The organism is Geodermatophilus sp. SYSU D01105 (assembly GCF_054050095.1).
The window spans coordinates 41,490-68,015 of record NZ_JBJGYR010000019.1 but is presented as its reverse complement, the minus strand read 5'-3'; the positions used below and the strand labels follow the sequence as shown (position 1 = coordinate 68,015).

Below are 26,526 nucleotides of genomic sequence, written 5' to 3'. Positions count from 1 at the left end.
CCGGCCGGTGCTGGAGCCGGCGCGGGACCCGTCATACCCCGGAGGCCGGGCCGGGCGACCACCGGGTCAGCGCTCCGGTTCCCGGGTCTCGGCGACCACCCACCGCAGGTAGTCCGGCGACCCGTCGACCAGCGGCAGGGCGATCACGCAGGGGACGTCGTACGGGTGCAGCTCGGCGGTGCGGGCCACGATCGCGGGGACCAGCGACCGGCGGGTGTGCAGCGCGACCCGCGCCTCGGGCTCGTCGTGCACCTCGCCCTCCCACCGGTACACCGAGCGGATCGCGGCGAACCGGTGACCGCAGGCGGCCAGCCGCTCCTCCACCAGCGTCCGGGTGTAGCCGGCCAGCCAGTCGGCGTCGGCGCCGGTGACGACGACCTCGCAGCAGTCCTCCACACGCCCATCCTCGCCCGGCGGGCGTGCGTGGACCGGCCGCCGCGCGGGGTAGGGCTCCGGCATGAGCGACGAGATGACCATCCAGCTCGACAGCGAGGAGTACGTGCTGCGCCCCGAGGGCGGCAGCCTGCGGGTGGGCCGCCGGGTGGCCGGCGAGGTCACCTGGCTCGACGACGTCGACCCCGGCCTCCTGCCCGAGCCCGCGCGCGCCGCGCTGGAGCGCGGTGACACCGACGACCAGGCGCTGCGGACGGCGCTGCACGGGGTGGTCCAGGCCGAGGTGCAGCGCGGCGGCTGAGCAGGCGGCCGGGGTCAGTCCGCCACCAGCTCGGCGGCCCCCTCCGGCCACCACTGCCCGGCGGGCGGCGCGCCCCGGCACGTGCCGTCGGAGTCGCCGGGCTGCTTGATCCACAGCAGCGCGTCGACCCGCTCGTGGCCGGTCGACGTGGTGGGCGCCTCGCCCAGCCGCCGCCCCGGCGGGTTGCACCAGCGGTCCTCGCCCGAGTCCGTCCAAGACACCGGGCCGGCGCCGTTGCGGCTGGTGTCGATGACGAAGTGGGCGACGGGCGTCCCCGGCGCCGCTCCCCGCTCGAGTTCCCGGGACAGGGCCAGCCCGTAGTCGGCACTCGCACCCGTCGTCTCGAAGTTGGCGACGTTCAGGGCGAACCCGTCGGCCAGCCCGATGTTGCTGCGCCGCAGTGCGTCGGCGAGCACCGGCAGGTCCTGGATCCAGCTGGCGTTGCCGGCGTCGAGGTACACGCGGGCCTGCGGCTGCCGGTCGAGGATCGCCACGGCCTGCCCGAGGAGGTCGAAGCGCGCCGCCGCGTCGACGCCGGCGCAACCGGCGACGGCGTGCGCGACGGCGTCCGGCTCCAGGACGACGACGGCGGGCCGGTCGCCGAGGGCCGCGGCGAAGCTGCCGATCCAGCCCAGGTAGGCGTCGACGTCGGCCGCCCCGCCCGCGGAGTAGGAGCCGCAGTCCCTGCCGGGGACGTTGTAGGCCACCAGGACCGGCAGCTGCCCGGCGGCGGCGGCGCGTTCGGAGACCTCCAGCACCGCCTCGTAGGGGTTGCCCGGTGCGGCGATCCAGGTGGCGGTCGGCTGCTCGGCCAGGGGGGCGAGCGCCTCGGCCTCGGCGTCCCGCCCCTCCGCCCGCGCCTGCTCGACGGCGAGGGGACCGTGCCCCTCGGGGTTCACCCACAGCTCGCCCGCCAGCCGGCCGGGCTCAGCAGGGGCGGCGGGGGACGGCGCGCCGGCCGGGGGTCCGTCGGCCTCGGGCGCCGCGGCGCTGCTGCAGGCGACGGCCGTGCTCGCCGCGACGGCCAGAACCGCCGCCCACACCGGCCGCCGCCGGGAGGTGGACCGGCTCATGCGACGTGCACCCACCGCGCCGGGGAGGGGACGCCCTCCGCGTCGAGGACGACGAGCATGTACCAGCCCGAGGGCGTGAGGCCCTCCTCGACCGGCACGCTCAGGTCGTAGGTGCCCGGGCCGCAGCAGCCCTCCGGGCAGTGCCCCTGCCCCTGCTCCGGGGACGGGTCTGCCGCGGCGTCGCCCGGCGGGCAGGTCGTGGCCCCGGCCTTCGCGACGTCCAGGGCGATCGAGCGCTGCTCGGGATCGGTCTGGTGGGTCACCGCGCTGGGCCGCAGCAGCCGGGCCCCGGCCACGTCCGCGCCGTCGACGGTCACCCGGAAGGTGCTCCCCCGGGTGACCTCGGTGGGCGCGGAGGTGAGGTCCGGCCGGTCCCCGGCGAAGAGGTAGGGCGGGGAGTAGATCTCGATCCGCGTGTCGAACCGCCCGGGGATGGTGTTCTCCTCGTCGGAGAACAGCGGGTCCGAGCCCATCGTCATGACCCGCCCGTCGGGCAGCAGCAGCGCGGTGGCGTGGTAGTTGCGGCCCACCTCGTTCGGCGCCGCCTCGTCCGCCTGACCGGTCTCCGGGTCGAACAGGGTCGTCAGGTGCAGGTCGCTCTGCGAGTTGCCCCGGTACCCCACCGAACCGCCGGTGAGCAGCGTGCGGTCGTCGGGCAGCGTCACGGCGTTGACGTAGCGGGCCGGGCTCGGGTGGTCGGCCAACGGCACGTACCGGGGCTGCGGGTCGGTGAGGTCGACGACGTTGAACCGGGCCGTCGACTCCTCGCTGTCACCCACGCCACCCCCTCCGACGATGGCGACCCGCTGGTCCTGCGCGGGCGCGAGGAGGAACGACGTGCTGGTCTCGTTGTACTCCGGGTCCTCGAGGCCCTCGACGTCGGTCCAGGAGTTGTCCCGCAGGTCCCAGATCCCGGGCTGACGCCCCTCCAGGTGCGAGCCGTAGCCGGTGTTGGAGCCGCTGTAGAACAGCCGGTGGCCGTCCGCCAGCCGGAACAGGCCGGGATAGGTCGGGAAGTAGCGCTCCAGCTCGGGCCGCTCCTCCCAGGTCCGGGTGTCGGGGTCGTAGACCTCGTTGGCCCCGTCGATGACGATGCCGTGCTCGTCGAGGCCGGAGACGGCGAGCACCTCGCCGCCCTCCAGGCCGACCAGTGTCGGGTACCAGCGGGACTCGGTGAGCCGGCCGGTCCGCACGTAGGTCTCCGAGGCGACGTCGAACTCGTAGGAGGCGTCGAGTCCCCGGTAGTTCTGCTTGTCCAGGGTGATGCTGTCGGCCTGGCCGTAGAGGTCCTTGCGCCGGTCGGGGGCGAGGTCCTCGACCTGGAACTGCCGGCTGCCGGTGACGACGTACCCGTCGCCCTCCTCCTCGGCCTCGATCCACACGGTCTGCGCGCCGGCCATCCAAGTGCCGTCGGGCATGGCGTGCGCGGGCGGCACCGTGACGTCCTCGGTCGACAGGTAGGTCCGGCCCTCGGCGGTGAACCGGGTACCGGCGGGCAGGGTCACCGCGGCGCCGTCCCGCTCGTTCTTCACGGTGAGGACGCCGGCGGCCCGGTCGACGTCCGCGGCGAGGACCTCGTACTCGCGGGTGCCGCCGGCGATGAGCAGGTTGCCGTTGGGCAGGTAGGCGTGCCCGGAGCAGAAGAGGTCCTCCGGGGTCGGGACCTCCTTCGACTCCCCCGTGACCGGGTCCCACACGACGGTCCGGAAGGTGCCGGCCTCGAAGTCCCGGGCGTCGTTCCCCGACCCGGCGATCAGCAGCACCTTGCCGGTGTACAGCAGCGCGGCGTGGACGGCCTGGACGCGGTACTCCTCCGGGAGCTCGATGGTCTCCCACGAGCCGTACTGGGCCTTGTAGTCGGGGCGGCTGCGCTGGAAGTCGGTGTAGGCGTCCTGCGCGACCGCGGTCACGACCGGGCCGTTGGCGGCGACGAGTCCGGCCACCGCGGCCAGGACCAGGGCGGCGTTGCGCAGCCGGCGCAGCGGCCGGGGCTTGCGGCGGGTCATCGACAGCTCTCCTGGGCCAGGGGGACGGCGGCGTGGTTGCCGACGAAGGTGACGGCCGGTGCGCGGGGACCGGTGGTGGGGGCGAGGACGGGGGCGTCCGTCGTCCGGCCGGGCCTGCGGAGGCGCGCGCGCAGCAGACCGGCGACCCAGATCGCGACCGGCAGCAGGCAGGCGACCAGGCTGAGGACCGCCCAGGCGCGGATCTCCGGGTGGGTGTGCCCCCACAGCTCCGACAGCAGGAGGGCCACGACCAGCAGCGCGGCCCACCGCAGGTGCTTGGCGAAGGAGCCCGGCCGGTCGCCGCTGACCGCGCCCTTGCGGGTGACGGCGAAGCTGATGTCGCGGTTGCGGATCGCCGCCCACAGCGCGCTGACGTACACCGGCGTCGACAGGACCGACACGAGCATCCCGCTGATGCCCGAGGAGCCCTCCTCCTCGTGCGGGCTGACGTTGTGCCGGCGGTTCCAGAAGTAGACGCCGACCTGCAGCACCGCGGCGTTGGCGTAGAGCATCACCCACAGCTGCGCGGAGACCAGCAGCCCGGCCACGCCGGTGAGCAGGTAGGCCACCAGGTTGGTCACGCCGAGGACCCAGCTGAGCGCCGTCGCGGGGTAGAAGGCCATGAGCAGCCGGTAGTGCGCCCGCCGCCACGACGACATCCCGCGGGCCGCCGTGCGGAAGCGGCGCAGGACGACCTCGTCGGTACCGCGGGCCCAGCGGCCCTGCTGGGTGAAGTAGTCCCGCCACGTCGACGGGCCCTCCCCGACCGCCAGGACGTCCGGGGTGTACACCGACTTCCACACCGCGCCCGTCTCCGCGTTGACGCTCGCGTGCCACACGACGCTGGTCGCGGCGTCCTCGGTGATGGAGTCCTGGAGCCCGCCGATCGCCCGCAGCGCGGACAGGCGGACGGCGTTGTTGGTGCCGACGAACATCGCGGTGGTGAAGCGGTTCGCGGCCCGCTGCAGGACGCTGTGGAAGAGGTACTGCTGGGACTCGGCCGCGCGGGTGATGAAGTTGTCGTAGTTGCCGTACACCTGCGGGCCGACCACGAAGGCGACGTCCGGGTCGTGGAAGTAGCCCATGAGCCGTTCCACGAAGTTCGGCAGCGGCACGTGGTCGGAGTCGACCGAGACCCAGAAGTCGTAGTCGTCCCCGTGGGCGTCCAGCCAGGCGTTGTAGTTGCCGTGCTTGGTCCGCGCCTTGTGGCGTCCGGTGTCCTGGTTCCACTCCGGGACGCCGTGGCGGGTGAAGTGACGCACGCCGAGCTCGGCGCACATGGCGCGGACGTCCGGGTCGTCGCCCTCGTCGAGCAGCCAGACGTCGAGCGCGCCCTCGTACCGGACGGCGACGGCGGCCTCCAGCGTCCGGCGCACCATCTCGAGCGGTTCCTTGCTCGGCACGATCGTGGTCACGAAGGCGATGCGCTGCCCGGTCAGGGGCGCCACGGGGATCGGGTCGCGGGCGTTGAGGGTGGCCACCGCGAGGGTGAACACGTTGACCAGCCGCAGCAGCTCGATGACGGCGACGCTGCCGATCAGCGCCACGGCCAGGACCGACTGCCAGTCGGCGGCGAGCTCGGGGTGGTGCGCCGGGCGCAGCAGGAAGGCCAGGAACACGAGCTCGAAGACCAGCGCCGCGCTGACGAGCAGCCAGGCCCGGGCGCGCGCCCGGCCGCGGGTCACCGGCCGGAACCGGACCCGCGAGTCCGCCGGCGGGGCCTCCAGCGGGCCGGCCAGCTGGCTGAAGTCGTCGTAGGGGTAGGTCGGCTGGGCGGCGAGCTCAGCCACGCCGGGACGTGACCACGGGGCTGCCTCCTTCCCGGGTACCGGTCAGCCGAGGGCAGCCGGGGACCCCGCGGTGCGGGGGTCGAGGGCGGACTAGGGCGAGGGGGGACGTGCGGGACGGCGCGCGGGCAGGCGGCCGCCGGCCGGCGCGCTCCGGAGCGGGAGCAGCCGGCAGGGCGGAGGGAGGGGCCGGGAGCCGTGCGGCCCGACGACGGGGACCGACGAGGCGCGGTGGGAGGGGTGCGCAGGGGCGGGCTGCTAGCCCGCGGCGGCCACTCGCGTGGGCGGGCGGGGGCGCGCGGCGCGGGTCATGGTTCTCCTGCTCAGGCGGGTCGGACCTGACAGGACGGCGGTCTCGCCACTCGTTCCCCGGATGGTCTGGCGACCGTCTTCTCCCCCGTGCACCGATGCGGCGTCGGTGGGACCACCCGGATCTCCACGTCGTCCTGGCACGAGTTCACGTGCCGTGACCGACGTTAGCCAGCCGTCATCACACAGAGCTACCTCGCCGGGGTGGTTCACCCGGACGAGTGACCCCGTGGAGCACCGATCCGGGAACGGTGTGTCACCGGTCACCGGCTGCCGACTCCATGACGGTTGGTTGACCAGCGCATCCACCTGGACGAGCGGATCACACCCCGTCGCCCTACTTCCGGCGCGCCGACCACTCACAGTGACGGACGGCGAGGCTGCGAGGATCACGCACAGTGATCTCCGGCGGGTGGCTGCACGCCACCGACACCCGGTGGGGACTCAGGCCGGCAGTTCCACGGGCAGCCCCGCGGGCAGCCAGCGGAACCGCTCGCGCACCTCGGGTGGTCCCGCGGCGAGCTGCCGCTCGGCCGCCGAGCGTCCCTGCCGGAAGTGCGTCCAGCCCTCGTAGTGCACCGGGACGGCGGTGCGGGGGCGCAGCAGCCGGCACAGCTCCACCGCGTCGCGGCCGGTCATCGACCAGCGGACCGGCCCGGTCACGGGGAAGCGCACCCCGCCCAGGTGCAGCAGCGCGGTGCCGACCCGGAGGCGCTCGGCCACCCGGCGGACGCCGTCGAACAGGACGGTGTCCCCCGAGATCCAGAGCACGCCGTCGGCCTGCCCCTCCCAGCGGAGCGCGAAGCCGGTCACCTCCCCGCTGATCGGCCGGCTCAGCGGCGGGCCGTGCCGGGCGGGGGTCGCGGTGACCTCGATGGCCGGGCGGCCGGGCGCGGTGAGCGTCGTCGTGGCCCAGGGCGCCAGCCCGTGCGCGGTGCCGCCCAGCCGTCGCGCGCCGGAGGGGGTGGTCACGACGACGCCGGCCGAGGGCAGGAGCGCGCGACCGGCGTCGTCGAGGTTGTCGCCGTGGGTGTCGTGGCTGAGCAGGACGGCGTCCACCGGCACCAGGTCGTCGACGCCGACCGCCGGCCCGCGCACCTTGCGCGAGGAGCTCCCCCAGCCGAAGGCGTACCGCCGGCCGGGCGGGTCCAGCGTCGGGTCGGTGAGCAGCCGCCAGCCACCGACCTCGATCAGGACGGTCGGGCCGCCCACGTGGGTGAGCCGGACGGTGTCCCCCGGCCCGGCGGTCACTGGGCGCCGGCGACCTCGGGCCGGCTCCCCCGGGCGTGCGTGACCGCCCACTCGAGCACGGTGTCGGCGATCTCCTCCCAGCCCTCCTGGGCGGGCAGCAGGTGCGCGTAGCCGGGGTACTCCCGGAGCTCGGTGACCGTCCGCGGCGACCGGTAGTGCTTGACGTTCGACCGCTGCACGCTCGGCGGCATGATGTGGTCCTCGCCGCCGGAGACGAACAGCAGCGGGGGCCGGGCGTCGTTGGCGTAGTCGACCGCGGCGTCCTGCGGGCCGGGCATGACGTTCGCCAGCACCGTGCTCCAGAGGATCCGCCCGGGCGCGGGGATCGCGTAGCGCTCGTAGAGCCGGCGCGACTCCTCCTCGCTGAAGGTGTTGGTGAAGGCGTACTGCCACTGCTCGAAGGTCAGGGGCACGGCGCGGTGCCGGTTGGCCGGGTTCTTGAAGGCCGTGAAGACCGACCGCAGCTGCGAGAGCGGCAGCACCCGCACCCCCTCGGTCGGCGCGGAGTTGAGGGTGACCCCCACCGCGCCGTGGCCCCGGTCCAGCAGCAGCTGCACCAGTGTGCCCCCGGCGGAGTGGCCGATCAGGATCGGCGGGCGGTCCAGCTCCCCGAGCACCGACTCCAGGTGCGCGACGATCTGCGGCAGGGTCACCTCGGCGATCGGCGTGGGGTCGGCGTTGAGCGCCTCCACCTCGACCTCGAAGCCGGGGTAGGCGGGGGTGAGCACCCGGTAGCCGCGGCGCTCGTAGCGCGCCTTCCAGTCCTCCCAGCTGCGCGGGGTCACCCAGAAGCCGTGGACGAGCACGATCGTGTCAGGGGTGCCGGGGGCCGGGCCCTCGGCGGGGCGCGGGGTGGGGACGGCGTCGGTCATGTCGGCTCCTCGGTCAGGCGCGCGCGAACGCGAGCAGGTCGGCGGTGAACTCCTCCTCGTGCGCCCCGGTGAGGCCGTGCGGCTGGCCCGGGTACACCTTGAGCTCGGCGTTCTTGAGCAGCTCCGCGGTCTTCGGCGCGGAGTCGGCGAACGGCACGATCTGGTCGTCGTCGCCGTGCGCGACGAGCACCGGGACGTCGATGCGCGCGAGGTCCGCGGTGAAGTCGCTCTCGCTGAACTGGCGGATGCAGTCGTGGGCGCCCTTGAGGCCGGCCATCATGCTCATCCGCCAGAAGTCGTCGAGCTGGCCCTGGGAGACCTCGCTGCCGGGCCGGTTGGCTCCGTAGAACGGGATCGCCAGCTGGCGGTAGTACTCCGAGCGCCCGGCCAGGACGCCGGCGCGGATCTCGTCGAAGACCTCGATGGGCAGGCCCTCGGGGTTGGCGTCGGTCCGGAGCATGGTGGGCGGGATGGCACCGAGCAGCACGGCCTTGGCGACCCGGCCGGTGCCGTGGCGGCCCATGTAGCGGGTGACCTCGCCGCCGCCGGTGGAGTGCCCGACCAGGATCACGTCGCGCAGGTCCAGCCACTCGATGAGCGCGGCCAGGTCGTCGGCGTAGGTGTCCATGTCGTTGCCGTCCCACGGCTGGCTCGACCGGCCGTGGCCGCGGCGGTCGTGGGCGACGGCGCGGAAGCCGTTCGAGGCCATGGCGAACACCTGCCGGTCCCAGGCGTCGGCGCACAGCGGCCAGCCGTGGCTGAACACGACCGGCTGTCCCGAGCCCCAGTCCTTGAAGAAGATCTCGGTGCCGTCGGAGGTCGTGAACGAGGTCATCTCGCAGCTCCCGTCGGTGGTCTCGGCTCCCCTCCCGCGGCGCAGCCTGGCAGGGCGCCGTCGGCACTGCTGGGCCCTCGCTGCACACCTCTGGCCCCTGCCTGCACGCCGGGTCCGGTCCAACGGCCCTTCTCGCTCCGGGTCCGCGCTGCCAGACTCGTCGCGCGCGCTTCCCAGGCCCGGCGCACGACGAGGTCCGTCGGCTCCCGTCCTCGTGCGTCCCCGAGGGGGTCTCGATGCTCCTGCTGGACACCGCCGCGCTCGCGCCCGAGGAGCGGGCCGACGCCTTCCGCGCCGCGTTCGGCCAGGCGTCGGTGCCCTGCCGGATCGAGCACCTGGGCCCGACGCGGGAACTGCGCACGCGCATGCACCTGTGGCACTACGGCGAGGCCAACCTGTTCACCACCGACTCCTCGGGCTTCCGGCTCGTGCGCGACGACAGGCACGTCCGGATGGAGAGCACCCCGGTCGTGGCCCTGGCGGTGCAGTCGCGCGGGGTGGGCGAGTTCAGCCAGTTCGGCACCGACCGCCTGGTGGGCGCCGGGGAGCTCATGGTCAACGACCTCGCCGAGCCCTACGCGTTCTCCTGGTCGGGCACCGGGGGCTCGCGGGCCTTCCAGGTGCCCGCCGAGCGGCTCGGGGTGCCGGCCGCCGTCGTCCGGGCGGCGGCGCCGCGGCTGCGCGCCAGCCCGCTGCACGACCTGGTGCGCGACCACCTCGTCCGGCTGACCCGGGACGCCGACCGCATCGCCGGGGACCCCGGCGCGGCGGCGGTGGGGACGGCGACGACCGAGCTGGTGCGGGCGCTGCTGGTGTCCGCCGCCGGGCCCGACCGGCTGGCACCGGAGGTGCGCGCCGAGACGCTGGTGACCCGGGTGCTGGCCCACGTCCGCCGGCACCTGACCGATCCGGACCTCACGCCGGAGCGGATCGCCGCGGCGCACGCCGTCTCGGTGCGGCAGCTGTACAAGGAGTGCGCCGACGCCGGGGTGAGCCTGGAGCAGACCGTGATCCGGGAGCGGCTCGAGCTGGCGCGGGCGCGGCTGGTGTCGCCGTCCGGGAGGCGGCGGTCCATCGCGGCGACCGCCCGTGCCTGCGGGTTCGCCGACCCGAGCCACTTCACCCGGCGGTTCCGGGCGGCGTTCGGGACGACTCCGCGGGAGTGGCAGCGCACCGCCGGCGGCTGACGCCGGGTCAGGTGCGGGGCAGCTCCGCGGCCGGGGTCTGCGGGCGCTGGCCGAGCAGCAGCAGCTCGGCGTCCGTGGCCTCCAGCGGCCGGGCGAACAGGTAGCCCTGACCGACCGCGCACCGGCCGTCGAGCAGCCGGGCACGCTGCGCCTCCGACTCCACGCCCTCGGCGACCACCTCGAGGTCCAGGGCGCGGCCGAGGTCGACCAGGCCGCGCACGATCGGCGGCATCTCCTCCTCGCCGGTGATCGTGGCGACGAAGGACCGGTCGATCTTGAGGACGTCGACGGTGAACTGCTGCAGGTAACCCAGCGACGAGTAGCCCGTGCCGAAGTCGTCGAGCGCGACCCGCACGCCCAGCGCCCGCAGCGCGGAGAGGGACTCAGCGGCGCGTTCCGGGTTGCCCACGAGCGCGGTCTCGGTGACCTCCAGGACCAGGGCCGACGCCGGCAGGCCGCTGGCCGCCAGCGCGTCGCGCACCTGGGCGAGCAGGTCCGGCGAGACCAGCTGCACGGCCGAGACGTTGACCGACATGGTGGTGTCCGCGGCGGCGGGGTGCTCGCGGCGCCAGGCGGCGGCGGTCCGGCACGCCTCGCGCAGCACCCAGCCGCCGATGTCCCCGATGAGGCCGAGGTCCTCGGCGACGGGGACGAACCGCATCGGCGGCACGGCGCCGAGGGCGGGCGACTGCCAGCGCAGCAGTGCCTCGAACCCGCGCACCCGCTGGTCGGCCAGGTCGACGACGGGCTGGTTGACCAGCCGGAACTGCTCGGCGGCGAGCGCGCCGGTCAGCTCCTGCTCCAGGTGGCGCCGCTCGACGGCGGCCGCCCGCATGTCGGGGTCGAAGACGACGGAGCGCCCGCGACCGGAGACCTTCGCCGCGTACATGGCGATGTCGGCGTCCTGGACCAGCGACTCCCCCGTGGCGTCCTCGGCGGCCACTGCGATGCCCACGCTGCCGCTGATCGTGACCTGCTGGCCGGCCAGGGTCATCGGCCCGGCCAGGACGGCGAGCACGCGGTCGGCCGTGGCACGGGCCTCGGTCGTCCCGTCGCCGGTGCACTCGACCAGGACGGCGAACTCGTCCCCGCCCAGCCGGGCGACGGTGTCCCCGGCGCGGACGGCCGACCGCAGGCGGTCGGCGACCTCCCGCAACAGCGCGTCACCGGCCTGGTGGCCGAGGGTGTCGTTGACCGCCTTGAAGCCGTCGAGGTCGATGAAGACGACCGCCGCGGAGACGTCGCCCCGGGAGCGGCCACGCAGCGCCTGGCCCACCCGGTCGGCGAACAGGGCGCGGTTGGCCAGCCCGGTGAGGGTGTCGTGGAAGGCCTGGTGGGTCAGCGCCTCCTCGGCGCGCTTGCGGGCGGTGATGTCGGTCAGGTGGACGACGACGCCGCCCACGTCAGGGTCGGTGCTCAGGTCGGCCAGCCGGACGCCGAGCCAGCGCTGCTCGCCGTCGCGGCGGCAGGTCAGCTCGGCATCGACGACGGCCCCGCCGGCGGCCAGCGCCTGCGCGAACACCCGGCGGGCCTCGTCGCGGTCGACCCTGGACAGCCGCACGAGGTCTCCGGCGGTCAGCTCGGCCGGGGCCCCCGCGCCCAGGAGGCTGCGCAGGGTGGCGGGGTCGCTGAGCAGCCTGCCGTCGGCGGAGAGGACGGCGACGGCGTCCGAGGAGTGCCGCGCGAGGGCGGCGCTGTACCGCTGCTGCGAGTGGACCAGCGCCCGGGCGGCCGCCTCGGCCCGCAGCACGCGGCTGACCCGGACGAAGACCAGCAGGGCGAGGACGAGGGTGCCGCCGAAGACGGTGACCGGTGCCCCCTCGGCCCCGGTGATCCCGCGGAGCACCTCCAGGCCGGCCGGCACGAGCAGCGCGCCCAGGCTGACCGCCAGGCGGGCCAGCGACGGGACGGCGTCGGCCGGCTCGGTCGCGCCGTGCTCCGGACGGGGAGGGGAGCCGGCCGCGGCCGCGAGCAGCAGCGCCCCGAGCAGCCAGCCGGTGTCGAACCAGACGCTGGCGATCTCGGGGTCGGCCATGAGCAGGAAGCCCAGGTCGGAGACGAGCCAGCAGGCGGCGCCGGCGGCGACGGCGAGCGGTGCGCGCTCCCCGCGGGCCCGGGTGGCGACCAGGCGGAAGACCAGGCCGATGAACGCGACGTCCAGCGCCGGGTAGAACGCCCAGACGATGCGGGTGAGCACCGGGAGGGTGTTGTCGGTGATCGTGCCGGCGACCGACAGCTGCCAGACGAGCATGAGCATCGCGACGAAGACGCCGGCACCGTCGAGCCAGCCGTCGAACTGCTGCCCCCGCGAGCGGCCTCCGCTGTTGGCCATCCGCACCAGGCCGAGGGCCAGGGCGAGGTAGCCGCCGAGGTAGGCGACGTCGGCGACGGAGACGTCCTGGATCTGTCCCGCCCAGCTGTAGGAGAACCACACCACGTCGCCGAGGGTGGTGAGGGTGACGCCGAGGGCCACGAGCACGGCGGCCGAGCGCCGGCCCTGCCGCAGCGCGCCACACCAGGCCAGCAGCGAGGCCGCGGTCATCACGGCGAGGTAGATGCCGTCGGCCGTCCCCGTCCCGTAGGAGGCGGCGTGGGCGGCCAGGGCGACCGCGACCAGGGCCAGCCAGACCCGCGACGCCGGCCTCCGCCGGCTCCCGTGCCGGAGCACTCCTGCGTTCACGCGCCACCGCCTCTCCCACGTCCGTCGGCGGTGGCATCGACGTGGCGGCCGGGCGGCTGTACCGGTGGGGGCGGGACCTCACACCCGCGGGTGACCCGGTGCCGTGGCGACGACGGCGACCAGCGGGGTGCCAGGGGCGAGGCGCCGCGGGGGCCCCGGGCGGAGGCCGGCCGCGGTCAGCTGGGCGAGCAGCGCGCCGGTGTCGGGAAGCTCCATGGCGCCCTCCTGCGCCCGCAGCAGCAGGTCGAAGTGCCGGCTGAACAGGTGCGGCGTCGCGACGGTGGTGATCACCACGAGGACCCCGCCGGGGACGAGCAGGTCGGCGACCGCGCGCAGCAGCGCCACCCGCTCGTCGGCGGGCACGTAGTAGACGACGTTGGCCAGCAGGGCCAGGTCGACCGGGTCGACCCGCCCGGCGAGCTCGCGGACGTCGGCCCGCAGCACCTCTGCCCGGTCGTCGAGCCCGCGCCGCGCGAGGGTGCGCTCGGCCAGGAGGACGGCGTCGGCGTCGACGTCCACCCCGACCCCCACGGCCTCCGGCGCCGCGGCCAGCATCGCGGCCAGCTCCAGCCCGGCGCCGCACCCCACGTCGAGGACCCGCCGCGGCCGCCGCTCGGCGACGGTGCGGGTGAGCAGGTCGTGGACGAACGGCTCGAAGGCGGCGGAGACGCGGGCGATGAGCCCGCCGCGCTCGGCGACGTCACGGCGCGCCGGGCCGCCGGCCAGCTGGGTCCGCAGCTCCCGGTAGACGCCGGAGTGGAACCCGGCGAACGCCTCGTACGTGGCGCGCACCAGGTCGTCGCGGACGACGGCGCGGCCCTGCCGGGTCAGCTCCCAGGCGGCGTCGTCCCCCCGCACCAGGCCGGCCGCCGCGACGACGCGCAGGAACGCCGCGCACAGCTCCGGATCGCCCGCGCCGGTGCGGCGGACGAGGTCGTCGGTGGAGCCGGGCCGGTCGGCGAGGGCGTCGAGCACGCCGGTCTCCAGTGCGGCGGCGACCAGGGAGAGGCGGACGGCGGCCAGCCCCTCGCGCGTCGCCCGCAGCCGGGCCCGCAGGTCGCCGACGCGCAGCAGCTGCACCGTCGCCCGCGCGCTGAGCATCCTCGGCACTGTGGCCTCCTGCCTCCCGGGGTCCGCGCCACTGTGGCCGCTGCGGCGCCGGCTGGCCAGCACCTGCGCTCCGGCGTCCGGACGGGACCGCGACGGCTCCTTCCGTGCACACCCGGCGCCGGTGTCGTGGTGCACGGCACGACCGGTGCGCGTCCGGTGGTGGACCTGCGCCGCGGACGCACCGAGGAAGCCAGCACGTACCCATGACCCGGGAGCCGGAGACGGCGGCGGAGCGCGTGAAGGTGCTCGACGCGGGCGCGAGGATCTCCGGGACCGGCGCCAGCCATCACCTGCTGGCCCAGCGCCCGGGCGCGAGCTTCGTCATCCTCGACGGCCACGGCGGAACCTGGTGGACCCACGGCTCCCCGGCGTTCGTTCCCACAGCGACCTGTCCACCGTCAGCTTCTGCTCAAGCCCTGCGCGGCCCGTCGATCGCGACGTTGGAGGAGTTCCCCACCCCGACGAGGTCGTCGCGATGCCACGGCCCACGCGTAACGGCCGTCGGACGAGAGGACCGAGGCGAGGAAAATGCCTCATGGCCCACGAGGTGATCCGACTTGCTTACGACGAAGCGCGTGCTGCGCTGCGTGAGCAGGACTTGACGCTGGCAAACGTACGCAACCGGGCCACGGCGTTGCTGGCGGCCGCGGCGGTCGGCACGTCGTTCGCGGCCACTGTCGGCCTCCTGAACGTAGATCCTGGCCGCGGTGCCGTGTTCCCCCACTGGGCCGGATGGATGCTGCTGTCGTCCGTCGCCTTGGTGGGAGCCGGAGTCATGGTCGTCCTGTGGCCGGCACCAGACTGGATGTTCGGGCCGAACGCCGGCAAGTTGCTCAACAGTGCTGGGGCGGACGCCGATGCGGTCCTGCGAGCGGCTACCCAAGCCATGCTCGCGGCCGTAGCATCGAACGACCGTCACCTTCGGCAACGGATGACCGCCTATCGCGTCACGGTAGTGGTGTTGCTGGGACAGGTGGCTCTGCTTGTCCTGATCATGATCTTGGCTCGGGGCTGATCGATATGTCGAGTGCAAGCGGACAAGGCGAAGGCGATGTCTCTAGCCAAGGCGACTGGATGCGCAGCGGCCTCAATGCCGACTCGTCGCTGGGCCCACCAGCGACGGCAGTGCGGGCGGGCTCGCCAGCGGGGGAATTACGGCGCGGTGGCGGGCTCAGCTCACGCACTGCTCTGCTCGGAACCCTTGGTGCAGCAAGCATTCTGGCGGTAGTCCTAGGTAGCCTGATCATCGCCCGAAGCAACTCTGATGGAACCGCTGGAAATGCCCCCCCTGCCGATAGAGCACCCTCAGCGATGGCCGCCCCACCTCCGGTTCCATCCGCCGATACGCAGCTTGATGTCACGAGGCTTCAGGGCAGCTTAAGCAAAGTTCAGGGGTCTTCCACGCTCGTCGGCCAGCAAGATGGCGCGCTCATCGAGGATTGCGCGGCGGGTAATGTGGATGCCTGCACGTCCGTGCTGAACGGTCTCGCGCAGGAGTGTTTCGACGGCGACGGGCAGTCCTGCGACACGTTGTACTGGGTATCGCCGGTGGGCACTGAGTACGAGTCTTACGGCGCCACGTGCGGCGGTCGATTCGCCTGGGAGTACGTCGGCCAATGCGGTCAGCTGTGACCCAGAGGCGTGCCCATTCCCCGGTCCGACCTTCCATGGTTCCCACCCACTCAAACCAGACGCGGCCACGGGCGTCTGGGACGTCGGCAGGGCCGTCAACCGCGCCTCACTATCTGCTGTCACCTCGAGAGCCAGAGGTTCTGCTGGTCCGGCGCGGTACCCATCGCCTGCCCGGCCGCCCCCGCCGCAGCCGTCGAGGCGGACACCCCGCGCTGCCGGCGCGCCATCCCGCACGCGTCAGAGACCCAGGGCGCGCACCATCGCGGCACGAGTGCGCGGCCCGACCACACCGTCGTCGGCGAGCCCCTGAGCGCTCTGGAAGTCGCGCGTCGCCTGCTCCGTCATCCACCCGAAGACCTCGTCGACGTCGAGCCGCCGGTCGAGGACCTGGACGAGACGCCACTGCCAGGTCGCCACCGCAGCTCCGCGGTCACCGCGGCGGAGCCGCTGGTCCCCCGTCCCCGGTTGCGCGTGGACGACGTCGACGGCGACACGGGTCGGGCCGCTGAGCGTGGTGGCTCGGAGCCCGGTCTCGGCGGCCACTCCGATCCCCCAGGTGAGGACGCCCTCGAAGTCACCCGCGTCGGCGATCTGGCGGAACGCCGCGAACCCCGTCACGTCGGGGAGCGGACCGGTCCGCGTCGGGGTGCCGTCGTCCCGGTGCGCGGCCGCGGGCTGCAGGGTGACTTCGACGACGGCCCGACCGCGGAGGGGGATGGGCCGACCGGAACCGTCCTCGATCAGCTGGTCCACGTACTGGACGCGGAACCCGGGGGCCGGACCCTCGAAGTCGAAGACGAGCCGGTCGAAGTCCTTGTTCCGGCCGGCGCGGACACCCACGAGGAAGGTCCGGCCGACGTGGTGCGCCCCTGCCTCGTCGATCGGGCCCGTCGTCAGGGTGCGCGAGATCGCCTGTCCCAGGAGTTCGGTCATGCACAGCACCGAACCCTCGCGCCGTCACGGGGCCATCACGTGTGCATCCCACCGCTCTGGTCGCGAGCCGTCCGACCGCGCCGGTGCAGTCGGAGGTGTATCTCGCGCGGCGTCGTCGGCCTCTGCTCCGTGCACGCGCACGGCGCTGCGGCTCCTCGTCCGGTGGGGCTCCCGGGAACGAGCTCGTGCTGTCAGGCTGAGGAGACGCGCACCCCGCGGGCCCCCCTCCACAGAGCAGGAGAGACCGATGGCGCGCCTGATCGCGAGAGTCACGTCCACCAGCGCGCGAGCCCCGCTGGCTCGGCTCCTCACCGCACCCCTCGGCCTGGACGTGTGGGAGGTCAAGTCCGACCACCTGGTGCTGCAGGCCGACGAGGCCCAGGCCACACGCCTGGAGGCCATGGGGTACGGCGTGGAGCAGGTGCAGATGCTCGAGCCCTACCTGTCGACCTTCGCGACCGACGCCACCGCGACCGGCTACCACACGGCGGCGAGCCTGGAGCAGGACATGCGGCGCCTGGCCGAGGAGCACCAGGAGATCGCCGAGTTGCACGAGATAGGCCGCAGCGTCGAGGGGCGGCCGCTGTGGGCTCTGCGCATCGGTGAGCGCCGGGGCAGCACCCGCAAGGTCGCCTTCCTCGGCTGTCACCACGCGCGGGAGTGGATCTCCGTCGAAGTCCCCTACCGGCTGGCCGAGCACCTGCTGGAGAACTCGTCGTCCGACCCGGTGCAGGACTGGCTGCAGCGGGGCGAGGTGTGGGTGGCGCCGATGGTCAACCCGGACGGCCACGAGTTCTCTCGCACCGACTTCCGGCTGTGGCGCAAGAACCGGCGGCGGAACCGGGACGGCAGCGTGGGCGTCGACCCCAACCGCAACTACGGCTACATGTGGGGCACGCTCGACGTCAGCACCTCCAGTCACGTCCCCTCGGACGAGACGTACGTCGGTCCCCGGGCCTTCTCGGAGCCCGAGGTGCGCGCGGTGCGGGACCTCGTCGCCCGGCAGCTCTTCAGCGGCGTCCTCACCTACCACAGCTACTCGCAGCTGATCCTGTACCCGTGGGGCTACACGTCCGAGCCGATCGAGGACGAGGCCGACCTGGGTGAGCACCGCGACCTCGCCCAGGACATGGAGCAGCTGATCCGCAAGGTGCACGGGAGGACCTACACCGCGCAGCAGGCCTCGGAGCTGTACCCGACGGCGGGTGACACCACCGACTGGACCTACGGCGAGTACGACGCCGTGTCCGTCACCGTCGAACTGCGCCCGGCCTCGGCGCAGGAGGGCGGGTTCATCCTGCCGGCCAGCCAGATCCAGCCCTGCTGGGAGGAGAACCGCCCCGCGGCGTTGGAGTTCATCCGGCACACCCTCGACCGGCCGGAGCACTGACCTGCCGTGACCCGGCCAGAGCCCACGTGCAGCCTCGCGGCGAGGCGTGCCCCCGACGCCGCAGGCCGGTGAACACGGGCGAGGGCGACGAGCCGGTGGTCGCGCGCGTGACGCCGGAGGCCGGCAACACCGTCGCGGAACTGCTCGGCATGCCCCTGGGACTCGACGTCTGGGAGCGTTCCGCCGACCACCTCGTCGTCGCCGCGCCGGAGAGCCGGCTCCGCGAGCTGGAGCGGCGGCGGTTGGCCCGGGTCGACCGCTGGGCCACAGCAGCGCAGTACGTGGCCCAGATGCGGGCCCGGCCGCCGACCGAGGACGACGAACCGGAGCCCCCGGGGGGCGGCGGGTAGCCCGCCGCCTCGCCGTCCCCCGGCCGGTCCCCCTGCTCACGGGCGTCGCTTCCCCTGCGGGGACAGCGGCAGGCAGAGTGGCGCGTCCAGCGCTACTCTGCATGCATGTCCACGATCCAGATCCGGGACGTCCCCGAGGACGTCCACCGGACGTATCGGCGTCGGGCCGCGGACGCCGGCATGAGCCTGCAGGAGTTCCTCCTGGCCGAGCTCGTCGAGGGCGCCCGCGCGCAGACGCCGGCCGAGGTGGTCGCCGAGGTGCGACAGCACCTCGAGCGCAGCGCCGGGCAGGGCTTCAGCGGCAGCTCCTCGGCCGAGTTCGTCCGGGCCGACCGCGAGAGCCGGTGAGGGTGCTCGATGCGTCGGTCGTGACCGACGCGATGGCCGTCAGCGGGGCAGCCGGCGATCGCGCCCGTTCCCTCGTCGCCGAGGAGTCCTGGCTGCACCTGCCGGCAGTCGCCGGTGCGGAGATCACCTCCGCGCTGAGGAACATGGCGTTCCGGGGCCTGCTCAGCGCCGGCGACGCCCGTGCGGCCGCGGTCCGCGCCTCACGGCTGCGCTCGCGGCACTACCCGTTCGAGCCCTTCCTCGAGCGGGTGTGGGTCCTGCGCGAGAACGTGACCGTGTACGACGCCTGGTACGTCGCGCTGGCCGAGGCTCTCGACGCGACCCTGGTCACGGCGGACGACCGGCTGCGCCGTGCCGACGGTCCCCGCTGTCCCGTGCTCAGTCCCGAGGAGGCCATCGCGCGCGGATGACCGTGGTGCGGCGGCGGTCAGCCGTCGACGTAGCGGTCGCGCTCGACGAGGAACTGCCCCGTCGCGGTGGTCGCGTCGATGAACTCCGGCAGCAGCGGGATCCGCACGGTCACGGTGACGCAGACGGCGAACTCCTCCCCCGGCGCCAGCGTCGGCGAGTACCCCCCCGGCCGTGTCGCACCCAGCACCGGCCGGCGCGTAGGCCACCCGGACGTCGGCGGCGTCGATGGACTGGTCGGCCACCGCCAGCCGCGCCGCCGCCTCAGCCCGGGCCGCGCCGCTGACCGGGTCCGGCGCGGTGCCCATCGCCCGCCCGGCCTCCCGCGCCGCCGCCGTCGAGGCGAACACCCCGCGCTGCACCGCCGAGAACCCCGCGACGATGTAGACCAGCGGCACGAACACCACGATCGCGATGAACACGAACTCGACCAGCGCCGAGCCGCGCTCCCCGTCGTCCGGTGAGGTGAGGGAACGGCTCCGTCCCGGGGCCCGCCCCGAGCGGAGCCAGCGGCGGGGAGGACGGGATCCTTCCTCAGCCACCGCTCGTGACGGAGTCCAGCGCGTTGGTCAGGCCGAGGTGCTGAAAAGTGAGGTCGGCTCGTAGCGCCCCAGCCAAGCACCTTTGCCCTACAGCTGCTCTGGGGACGAATTCGGGCATGGGGTCGATGACCATCGGCCCTGCTCGGTGGGCCGCCCTGGGAGCAAACTTCCACGAGGCAGCAGGAAGAACTGTGCGTCGACGACGAAGGACGCGCCCCGCGAATTTTCGACGTACAGATGGCAAAGGTCTGAGCCGCCAGACTAAGACGAGCCCCCTGCTGACCGCCCTAGGTGCCAACCGGATCACGGGCGGGTGATCGTGATGCTTAGACGAAAATTGAGCGCGGTGGGAATGGGAGCCGCACTGCTGCTGGGACTAGTGGCGGTACCTGCACCAGCACAGGCAGACCCGTCCTGCCCATTCATATTGTTCCTCGGTCTGCGGGGCGCCCGCGAAGGCGCCGTCATTCATGACGACCCCACACCCAGTAAGGCCGATGAAGATCACTGGGGCGCGACAATCGATGCGGTTTGGGCAGAATTTGCAACCCGCCGACCTATTGCAATAGCAGAGGCCGTGCCAACTCGCAGAGGTCTCGCAGATGTATTACTGGGGACGGAGGCGTTCGCGCATGAAGCAGCGGGACACCTAGTCGACAGGCTGCGGCGGCAGATTCAGAACTGCAACGACCAGACGAACGTCGTCATCGCGAGTTACTCGCAAGGCGCATGGGCTGTCGACATCGCGCTTCGCACTTTGAAGCGGGAGACACCGCAAGTCTTGCCTATCATCAAAGGCGCCTTCTTGATGGGTGACCCCGTGTTCCCCCCCAGGGAGATCGATGGGGTTGAGCGACAGGGTCTCTTCACCGCCCACGGTCGGGGATATGAGACCGAGGAGGAGTATCGAGATCACGGCATCGGATCCGCGCTAGAAAGCATCTGCATGGGGCCAACGCCCCCCGTGACAGATGGCTGGGACCCGATCTGCTCCTGGGACGGGAAACTTGCAACACTAGCCACCGATATCGGTAATCACTGGGAGTACGAGATTAGTGCCGCCATTGCCGCCGACTTCTTGGCCAGCAAGGTCGGGGCCGGCGTCGGTTGAAGCCGATGGCGCTGGCTAGCGTTGGGGTAGAGCGGCCGAGATCTACGCGGGTCCGTGGCCGGTAGCTGGCCGCTCCACCCGCGCCCGTGGCGCACCCGAGGGTCCGTGGCCCGACGCAGTCCCCCGGTCGACCGGGGCTCACCTCAGGAGCCGAATCCTCATGGTCAACACCCGCGCCAACGCCGGCGCACTGCTCGCCTCCGAGCAGGTCGAGAACCTGGTTGTCCTGCCCGTCCTGTCAGCCGCGCTGGCGACCGACGCCTCCGTCGCTCGGGTGGTCCGGCTCGACGGTCGTCACCTGCGTGTGCCCCGCGAGATACCGCCAGCATCGGCTGGGCCCCGTGGTTGGTGACACGGACTACAGCGAGGTCGTCGCCGTACTTGTCCAGGGTCTCGACGGTGAGCGTGCGAGCCTGCGCCGCTTCGTCGTCCCGCCTGGCAGCATCGCGCTCACGGCCGTCGCGGATGGCAATCCAGGCGGCGACACCAGCAGCGCTCCTGCACCCAGAGCGCCCGCCCAGGTTCCGACCGCATTGACCCAATCGACGGCGCTCACTACGACAGCGCCGAGCGGGCTGCTCGACGATGTTCACATGTCGCGTGGACGAGCCCACTGGGACCAGTCGTCACGGCACCCGGCGACACTCTCCGCGGAACCCGCGGCGCGCGCGAGATGCGATGTAGGTGTCCTACCGCGAGATTCGTCCCCTGCCGGAACGGCTCCGCTACTGGCGCTGTCTCTCATCAGCCGCACCCGTCACTGGAAGCGGGTCGGCCGGCGCTCGGCTCCCTCAGCGCGTGTCACGCGGTACCGACATCCGCGGCTCCTCGTGGACCCTGATCGCTCCGGCCCAGCCAGGTGCCGGCGAGGACGAGCAACTGCAGGACCAGGCCGACGACGGGGAGCAGCAGTACGGCGGCGAGGATCTTCTCGACGACCGCCCCGTCCCACAGGTCGACGATGAGGACGCCGAACACCGACGTCCACATACCGACGGCTCCAGCCAAGAGCGTCACGCCGAAGAGGAGCCCGGCAACCGCATAACCGGCCAGCAGCAGGTTGCCGCGGGAGGGCAGATCCCGACGGGCGAGCGTGCTCAGTGCCCGCCGGTGCAGGTCCGGTTCATCCAGGAGGTCGGAGAGCATCCAGTAGCCGTCCAGCTGCAGTAGCGGCGTGGCGTTGAGCAGGACCCCGATCCAGGCCAGCGCGGCGGCCTGGCTCAGTAGCTGAGCCGCACCCGGATCGGGGACGACCTGGGCCGCCAGCACGAACACGCCCGCCAGGGCTCCCTCGACGAGCAGACCCGCGCCGGACTGCAGGACTCTGCGGGCCCGGGTCTCCAGCAACAGCGCCTCGGAGGCGTCGACGTAGAGGGACAGGCCACCCCAGTACAGGCCGAAGCCAACCCGTCCGATCCGCCGCCCGTAGTGGGCCAGCACGACGGCGTGGCCCAACTCGTGCACCGCGGTGATGACCGCCAGGAGGACCAGCAGCAGCAGCGCCGTCCCGGCCGCGTTGCCGGCGCCAGCGGCCGCGCGTAGATCCAGCAGGCCCACGGCCGGGGCCAGAAGGCCCACGGTGGTCAGGATGCCCAGCAGGACCACCCCGACGGGAGTGAACAGCGGGCGGAACAGGCGCGCCATCGCGGAGGCCAGCCGGTCGGCGCCGGCGAACTCCACACCGCTGCCGGTGACGGTGATCCGGTGCTGCGGCGGCGCCGGCGGCGAGTCGGCCAGGTAGCCGCCCGCCCGGAGATCGTCGAGCAGGGACGGAACGAAATCGCCGAAGCGCTCGGTGAGCTCGGCGGTGGTCGCTGTGCCGGTCATCGCGTCCAGCAGCGGGACGGCGGGCTTCTCCAACTCGCAGTAGGACCGGCCGCCGGGCGCGGCGAGCACCAGCCCCCGTGCGGTGGTGCGCCACTCCACCCCTGCAGCCAGCCGCGGCCCGGCCGGCGGCGCCGGCCGGGCCGGTGAGGCACTCACCGCCCGGTCTCCGACGCGCCCCTGCCCGGCCTGCGGAGTTCGGCGACTTCGCGTTCCAGAGTCACCACGCGCTGGTACAGCGCCTTGATCGCGGCGAGCGCAACCCCGTTGGCGTCCACCACGTCGATGCTCCGGTCCGAGGACCCCAGCCCGAAGGCCGCCGCGAAGTCCTGCGACATCGGCCCCAGGTGCCGCACCGAGGCGTCGTCGAAGCCGTAGGTCCAGACGCTGAGTGGGAGCTCGGCCACCCGCTCGAGGATCTCTTGCTCACTGGTCGGCGGCTGCACCACCGTGGACAGGCCGCGGCGGCGCCGCACCCGCCGCACCAGCCAGAGCAGCGGATGGCGACGTCGGGCCGTGCGGCGGGCCTCGGCCGCGGTGCGGTCGGTGAGCACCCAGCTCACCGAATCCGGCTGCTGCCTGGTTGCTGACTCCACGGTGGAGACCCCTCCTACCCCCACACACAGCCCGGGACGGCCGCGGCGTGCCGCGACCGTCCCCCGAGAGCGGAACGGGTCAGCCGTGCAGCGCCCGGACGTCGTACTTGATGCCCGCGTCGCTGAAGAACTTCCGAGTGGTGCGGCGCACGTCGTGCTTGATGCCCGCGTCGCTGAAGAACTTCCGGGTCAGACGGCGAAGGATTCGCATGGGAACCACTCCATTCGGCTCGGCCGCGTCTGGGCTGCGGCGTCGGGTGACACGAGCAGCATCCCGGACCGCATCGAGCCCGACCACAGGCTACGGACCCTTGACCTGCGGATTCAGTCTGAGGGCCGTCACGGAACGGTGACGTACCGTTCCACTTCTGGCGGTGGTGATGGCCTGGCGACTGGAGACACCGACCTCGAGTCCGCTGACCCACCCAGCTCGTGGGGGGTCGACCGTAGCGAGGGTCCCCCTGCCGAGTCAGCCCTCGGTGAGCCTGTGGCGTGAAGACTTCGGGGTAGCGACACAGGTTCGAACCGGCACCTGTTGCACGGCGGGTTGGTGAACCCCGCGCGAGAGTGCGCCTGGATCAACCCCGCCTGGGCCGCGGACGTCCTACGGTGGCGGCGGGCGCACCGAGCGTGTCCTCGATCGGAGCAGACGCCGTTCTTGCCGACCCGTGACCGGGCCGGTGCGGGGGCGGTGGCGGTGGCGGCAGCCGAGGAGGTGCCGTGGCGAAGGTCTTCGTCAGCCACTCGAGCCGGGACTCCGTGCAAGCCTGCACCGTCCGCGGTTGGCTCGCGGACGACGGACATGAGGTGTTCCTCGATCAGGGCGTGCGGGACGGCATCGTCGTCGGCGAGGAGTGGGAGCGGCGGCTCTACGAGCGGCTGCGCTGGGCCGACGCCGTGGTCTGCGTCCTGACGTCGGCGTACGTGGCGTCGGCTTGGTGCACGGCCGAGGTGGGGATCGCCCGCGCGCGCGGCAGCCGGATCCTTCCGGTCGGTGCCGAGTCCGGCGTCCGCCACCCGCTCCTCGGGACACTCCAGCAGGTCGACCTCGACTCGGACCCGGCGACGGCCCGAGCCAAGTTGTCCGAGGCGCTGCGGGGCGTGGACGCCATCGGTGGCCTGGGCTGGCCGGACGACCGATCGCCCTATCCCGGCCTTCGGCCGTTCGACACCGATCTCCATCGCGTCTTCTTCGGCCGCGGCCACGAGACCGAGCAACTGGCTGCGCTGCTGAGGTCCCCTGCGCAGCAGGCCGAAGCCACTGTGCTGCTGGTGGTCGGCCCGTCCGGCTGCGGCAAGTCGTCGCTGGTGCGGGCCGGGCTGCTACCGGTGGTCGCGGCGGAGCCGGACTGGTGGACCGTGCCGCCGATGATCCCTGCCAGCGATCCCTTCGCCGCGTTGGCTCGAGAGCTCGCCACGACAGCGCGCCAGGTGGGTTTGGACTGGACCGTCACGGACGTCCGCGACCGGCTGGCGCACCGCGGTCTGGCCGAGCTGGCGGACGACCTGCTGCTCGCGACGCCCGGGCGGCGGCGCCGGCACCTGCTCGTCGTCGTCGACCAGTTCGAGGAACTGGTGACCCTCGCGCCACCCGAGGAGCGGGCGGCCTTCGCGCGACTCCTGCGATGCGCACTCCCCGGCCCGGCCCGAGTCGTCGCCACGCTCCGCCCCGAGTTCCTCGACCGCCTCCTCGTCGACGAGTCGCTGTCTGCCCTGCCGACTCAGGTCTACACGCTGCGTCCGCTGCACCGAGACGCCATCCGCAGTGTGGTGGTGGAGCCTGCCGCCGTAGCAGGGATCGCGGTCGACGACGACCTCGTCACCCGGCTGGTCGCCGACACGGACAGCGGGGACGCCCTGCCGCTGCTCGCCTACACCCTCGCCGAGCTGGCGCGGGGCATCGGGCGAGGCGGCCGACTGCTGGGCAGCCGCTACGACGAACTCGGCGGCGTCCAAGGGGCGCTGCGACGGCAGGCGGACGCCGCCCTCGCCGAAGCGGTCCGTGATGGGGGTCGGACAGAGGAGCAGGTGATCCGGCAGCTCCTCTCCCTGGTCACCGTCGACGAGCAGGACCGTCCCACCCGGCGTCGGGTGGCCGCCGAGGAGCTCCCTGGGTCAGCGGGCATCGAACTGGAGCCATTCGTCCGGCGGCGCCTGCTCACCTCCGACACCGAGGACGGGCGGCCCGTCCTCGGTGTCGCGCACGAGGCCTTTCTCTCCGCTTGGCCGCCGCTGGCTCGGGCGATCAGCGGCGCCGCTGGTGGGCTGCGCGCCCGCGCACGGGTGGAGCCCGCCGCCGCCACGTGGCACGAGGACGGGCGGCCGCCAGTGCAGCTGTGGGAGCGAGGTCAGCTCGCCGCAGCCGTCACCGACACGGGGGCGCGGTACGAGGCGGCTCGGCGAACCGCCGCGGGGGGCCCTGCAGGCTGGAGGACCGTGCGGCGATGGCTCCCTGGCCAGCGATCACTGACCACCGACCGCGTCGACCTCACCGCCACGGCCCGCGCCTTCTTGGACGCCAGCATCCGGCGTGACCGGATCCGGCGCCGACGCGCTGTCGCCATCCTCTCCGTCCTGCTGGTGCTTGCGCTCACCGCGGCGGGCGTGGCCTTCGTTCAGCAGCGGATCGCGTCACAGCGGGAGACCGTCGCCACGGCGCGGCAACTGGCCGCCACGGCGGTCGCCGAGCTGGACACCGACCTGCAGCTCGCCCAGTTGCTGGCGGCCGAGGCCCATCGCATCTTCCCGGACCCGCAGACGCAGTCAGCCCTCTTCGACGCGGTGACGGCCAGCCCCCGGCTGGTGCAGTACCTCGACGCGGGCAGTGAGGTGAGCGTCCTCAACGGAGCCGGTGGCGGCAACGCCGCGGTGGCCGGGACTGAGGACGGGCACCTCCTGTCCTGGGACCTCTCCACCGGCGCGAGTGAGCGGATCCGCATGGGCGACCGGCCGGTCACCAGCGTGGCCGTGAACCAGGACGGCAGTCGGGTCATCGGCGCGGACGGCCAGACGGCTGTGGTGTGGGACGTACGAACCGGACAGCACAGCGTCGTCGCCACCGGGCTAGCCCGATCCGTCGGTGTCTCGCCGTCCGGTCAGCGCGCGGCCGTGATCCTCGGGCCGGAACCGGGATCGGACGGCGCGGATGAGCCGGCCCGGCTCACCCTCCTCGACCTCGAGGCCGGGCAACAGCTCAACCAGGTCCCGATCGACCACCTCTACGAGAAGGCCGGTCTGCCTGACGACAGGACGGTGACGTTGATCAGCGGGGGCGGGCGTTGAGAGCGCCGATCGATCCCGGATCTCGGGGCGGCGGCCTCATCGGACTCGATCTTGACGAGGAACTACGGCACCAGCGGGTTCTCCGGTGACGGGTCGTTCTTCCTCTGGGGAGCGTTCGGGGAGTTGAACGCCTGGGACGTCGCGCACTCGGCTGGGGGCTCTGACGCCGACGCTCCTGATCACCACGCGACCACAGGCGCGACCCAGTCCTTCTACGAGGCGGTCGCGGTCAGTCCCGACGGGTCGCTGCTGGCGACTGCTGCGGCGGGCACGGTCCACGTGGCCAGCGCCACCACCGACGCTTCG

Annotated in this window: 26 protein-coding genes; 12 read left to right on the top strand and 14 right to left on the bottom strand. The window is 73.2% G+C overall.

The window, feature by feature from the left end; genetic code table 11:
* Positions 1-66 precede the first annotated feature (66 nt).
* On the bottom strand, positions 67-396 hold the full coding sequence (gene cutA / locus ACI79I_RS18080; protein WP_456993706.1) for a divalent-cation tolerance protein CutA: 330 nt from the start codon (positions 394-396) through the stop codon (positions 67-69).
* Positions 397-457: 61 nt separating this feature from the next.
* On the opposite strand from cutA, the gene ACI79I_RS18075 reads away from it, so the two are divergent.
* Positions 458-694, top strand: a complete 237-nt coding sequence (locus tag ACI79I_RS18075; protein ID WP_456993705.1) for a hypothetical protein — start codon at positions 458-460, stop codon at positions 692-694.
* A gap of 14 nt (positions 695-708) precedes the next feature.
* Here ACI79I_RS18075 and ACI79I_RS18070 read toward each other — a convergent pair whose 3' ends face one another.
* From ACI79I_RS18070 to ACI79I_RS18045, 6 genes are all read right to left on the bottom strand, one after another.
* Positions 709-1,767, bottom strand: coding sequence for a glycoside hydrolase family 6 protein (locus tag ACI79I_RS18070; RefSeq protein ID WP_456993704.1), 1,059 nt, complete (start codon positions 1,765-1,767; stop codon positions 709-711).
* Positions 1,764-3,773, bottom strand: coding sequence for a radical copper oxidase GlxA (gene glxA, locus ACI79I_RS18065; protein ID WP_456993703.1), 2,010 nt, complete (start codon positions 3,771-3,773; stop codon positions 1,764-1,766). Before glxA ends, ACI79I_RS18070 begins: the two co-directional genes overlap by 4 nt.
* Complete coding sequence (locus ACI79I_RS18060) at positions 3,770-5,563, bottom strand: glycosyltransferase family 2 protein (protein WP_456993702.1); 1,794 nt, start codon at positions 5,561-5,563, stop codon at positions 3,770-3,772. The genes glxA and ACI79I_RS18060 overlap by 4 nt, the downstream gene beginning before the upstream one ends.
* A 750-nt stretch (positions 5,564-6,313) precedes the next feature.
* Complete coding sequence (locus ACI79I_RS18055) at positions 6,314-7,120, bottom strand: MBL fold metallo-hydrolase (RefSeq protein WP_456993701.1); 807 nt, start codon at positions 7,118-7,120, stop codon at positions 6,314-6,316.
* The gene (locus ACI79I_RS18050; protein ID WP_456993700.1) at positions 7,117-7,992 is read right to left on the bottom strand and encodes an alpha/beta hydrolase; all 876 of its coding nucleotides are present in this window, start codon (positions 7,990-7,992) and stop codon (positions 7,117-7,119) included. Before ACI79I_RS18050 ends, ACI79I_RS18055 begins: the two co-directional genes overlap by 4 nt.
* Before the next feature lie 13 nt (positions 7,993-8,005).
* Positions 8,006-8,827 (bottom strand): alpha/beta fold hydrolase, encoded by an 822-nt coding sequence (locus tag ACI79I_RS18045; protein WP_456993699.1) that lies wholly within the window; start codon positions 8,825-8,827, stop codon positions 8,006-8,008.
* Between the two features lie 236 nt (positions 8,828-9,063).
* On the opposite strand from ACI79I_RS18045, the gene ACI79I_RS18040 reads away from it, so the two are divergent.
* Positions 9,064-10,014, top strand: a complete 951-nt coding sequence (locus ACI79I_RS18040; protein ID WP_456993698.1) for a helix-turn-helix domain-containing protein — start codon at positions 9,064-9,066, stop codon at positions 10,012-10,014.
* A 7-nt stretch (positions 10,015-10,021) separates the two neighbouring features.
* Here the strand turns inward: ACI79I_RS18040 and ACI79I_RS18035 are convergent, their stop codons facing one another.
* Together ACI79I_RS18035 and ACI79I_RS18030 are read right to left on the bottom strand one after the other, a co-directional pair.
* On the bottom strand, positions 10,022-12,694 hold the full coding sequence (locus ACI79I_RS18035) for a putative bifunctional diguanylate cyclase/phosphodiesterase (protein WP_456993697.1): 2,673 nt from the start codon (positions 12,692-12,694) through the stop codon (positions 10,022-10,024).
* 78 nt (positions 12,695-12,772) lie between these two features.
* Entirely contained in the window at positions 12,773-13,795 is a 1,023-nt protein-coding gene (locus ACI79I_RS18030; protein ID WP_456993696.1) for an SAM-dependent methyltransferase, read from the bottom strand.
* Positions 13,796-14,339: 544 nt separating this feature from the next.
* On the opposite strand from ACI79I_RS18030, the gene ACI79I_RS18025 reads away from it, so the two are divergent.
* Together ACI79I_RS18025 and ACI79I_RS18020 are read left to right on the top strand one after the other, a co-directional pair.
* Positions 14,340-14,819, top strand: a complete 480-nt coding sequence (locus ACI79I_RS18025) for a hypothetical protein (RefSeq protein WP_456993695.1) — start codon at positions 14,340-14,342, stop codon at positions 14,817-14,819.
* Between the two features lie 296 nt (positions 14,820-15,115).
* Positions 15,116-15,436 (top strand): hypothetical protein, encoded by a 321-nt coding sequence (locus tag ACI79I_RS18020; RefSeq protein WP_456993694.1) that lies wholly within the window; start codon positions 15,116-15,118, stop codon positions 15,434-15,436.
* Positions 15,437-15,673: 237 nt separating this feature from the next.
* On the opposite strand, the gene ACI79I_RS18015 is transcribed toward ACI79I_RS18020, so the two are convergent.
* Positions 15,674-16,369 carry a peptidoglycan-binding domain-containing protein gene (locus ACI79I_RS18015; protein WP_456993693.1) on the bottom strand — a complete coding sequence of 232 codons (696 nt, stop codon included), beginning with the start codon at positions 16,367-16,369 and terminating at the stop codon, positions 15,674-15,676.
* A 247-nt stretch (positions 16,370-16,616) separates the two neighbouring features.
* On the opposite strand from ACI79I_RS18015, the gene ACI79I_RS18010 reads away from it, so the two are divergent.
* From ACI79I_RS18010 to ACI79I_RS17995, 4 genes are all read left to right on the top strand, one after another.
* Entirely contained in the window at positions 16,617-17,759 is a 1,143-nt protein-coding gene (locus ACI79I_RS18010) for a M14 family metallopeptidase (RefSeq protein WP_456993692.1), read from the top strand.
* A gap of 68 nt (positions 17,760-17,827) precedes the next feature.
* On the top strand, positions 17,828-18,109 hold the full coding sequence (locus ACI79I_RS18005; RefSeq protein ID WP_456993691.1) for a hypothetical protein: 282 nt from the start codon (positions 17,828-17,830) through the stop codon (positions 18,107-18,109).
* 105 nt (positions 18,110-18,214) lie between these two features.
* Positions 18,215-18,457 carry a FitA-like ribbon-helix-helix domain-containing protein gene (locus tag ACI79I_RS18000; protein ID WP_456993690.1) on the top strand — a complete coding sequence of 81 codons (243 nt, stop codon included), beginning with the start codon at positions 18,215-18,217 and terminating at the stop codon, positions 18,455-18,457.
* Positions 18,454-18,867, top strand: coding sequence for a type II toxin-antitoxin system VapC family toxin (locus ACI79I_RS17995; protein WP_456993689.1), 414 nt, complete (start codon positions 18,454-18,456; stop codon positions 18,865-18,867). The genes ACI79I_RS18000 and ACI79I_RS17995 overlap by 4 nt, the downstream gene beginning before the upstream one ends.
* Positions 18,868-18,884: 17 nt before the next feature.
* Here the strand turns inward: ACI79I_RS17995 and ACI79I_RS17990 are convergent, their stop codons facing one another.
* On the bottom strand, positions 18,885-19,055 hold the full coding sequence (locus tag ACI79I_RS17990; RefSeq protein WP_456993688.1) for a hypothetical protein: 171 nt from the start codon (positions 19,053-19,055) through the stop codon (positions 18,885-18,887).
* Between the two features lie 38 nt (positions 19,056-19,093).
* Between ACI79I_RS17990 and ACI79I_RS17985 the strand changes: the two genes are divergently transcribed.
* The 3 genes from ACI79I_RS17985 (at position 19,094) to ACI79I_RS17975 (ending at position 20,870) form a co-directional block, all read left to right on the top strand.
* Positions 19,094-19,252, top strand: a complete 159-nt coding sequence (locus ACI79I_RS17985; RefSeq protein ID WP_456993687.1) for a hypothetical protein — start codon at positions 19,094-19,096, stop codon at positions 19,250-19,252.
* Positions 19,253-19,720: 468 nt separating this feature from the next.
* On the top strand, positions 19,721-20,518 hold the full coding sequence (locus tag ACI79I_RS17980) for a hypothetical protein (RefSeq protein WP_456993686.1): 798 nt from the start codon (positions 19,721-19,723) through the stop codon (positions 20,516-20,518).
* A 160-nt stretch (positions 20,519-20,678) separates the two neighbouring features.
* The gene (locus tag ACI79I_RS17975; protein WP_456993685.1) at positions 20,679-20,870 is read left to right on the top strand and encodes a hypothetical protein; all 192 of its coding nucleotides are present in this window, start codon (positions 20,679-20,681) and stop codon (positions 20,868-20,870) included.
* 449 nt (positions 20,871-21,319) lie between these two features.
* On the opposite strand, the gene ACI79I_RS17970 is transcribed toward ACI79I_RS17975, so the two are convergent.
* The 3 genes from ACI79I_RS17970 to ACI79I_RS17960 all read right to left on the bottom strand — a co-directional run bounded on the left by ACI79I_RS17970 (position 21,320) and on the right by ACI79I_RS17960 (position 23,149).
* Positions 21,320-22,501, bottom strand: a complete 1,182-nt coding sequence (locus tag ACI79I_RS17970; protein WP_456993684.1) for a hypothetical protein — start codon at positions 22,499-22,501, stop codon at positions 21,320-21,322.
* Positions 22,498-22,896: a hypothetical protein gene (locus ACI79I_RS17965; RefSeq protein ID WP_456993683.1), complete on the bottom strand. Its 399-nt coding sequence runs from the start codon at positions 22,894-22,896 to the stop codon at positions 22,498-22,500. The genes ACI79I_RS17970 and ACI79I_RS17965 overlap by 4 nt, the downstream gene beginning before the upstream one ends.
* Positions 22,897-23,017: 121 nt before the next feature.
* The gene (locus ACI79I_RS17960; protein WP_456993682.1) at positions 23,018-23,149 is read right to left on the bottom strand and encodes a hypothetical protein; all 132 of its coding nucleotides are present in this window, start codon (positions 23,147-23,149) and stop codon (positions 23,018-23,020) included.
* Positions 23,150-23,658: 509 nt separating this feature from the next.
* Between ACI79I_RS17960 and ACI79I_RS17955 the strand changes: the two genes are divergently transcribed.
* Positions 23,659-26,220 carry an nSTAND1 domain-containing NTPase gene (locus ACI79I_RS17955; RefSeq protein WP_456993681.1) on the top strand — a complete coding sequence of 854 codons (2,562 nt, stop codon included), beginning with the start codon at positions 23,659-23,661 and terminating at the stop codon, positions 26,218-26,220.
* Positions 26,221-26,526: the final 306 nt, after the last annotated feature.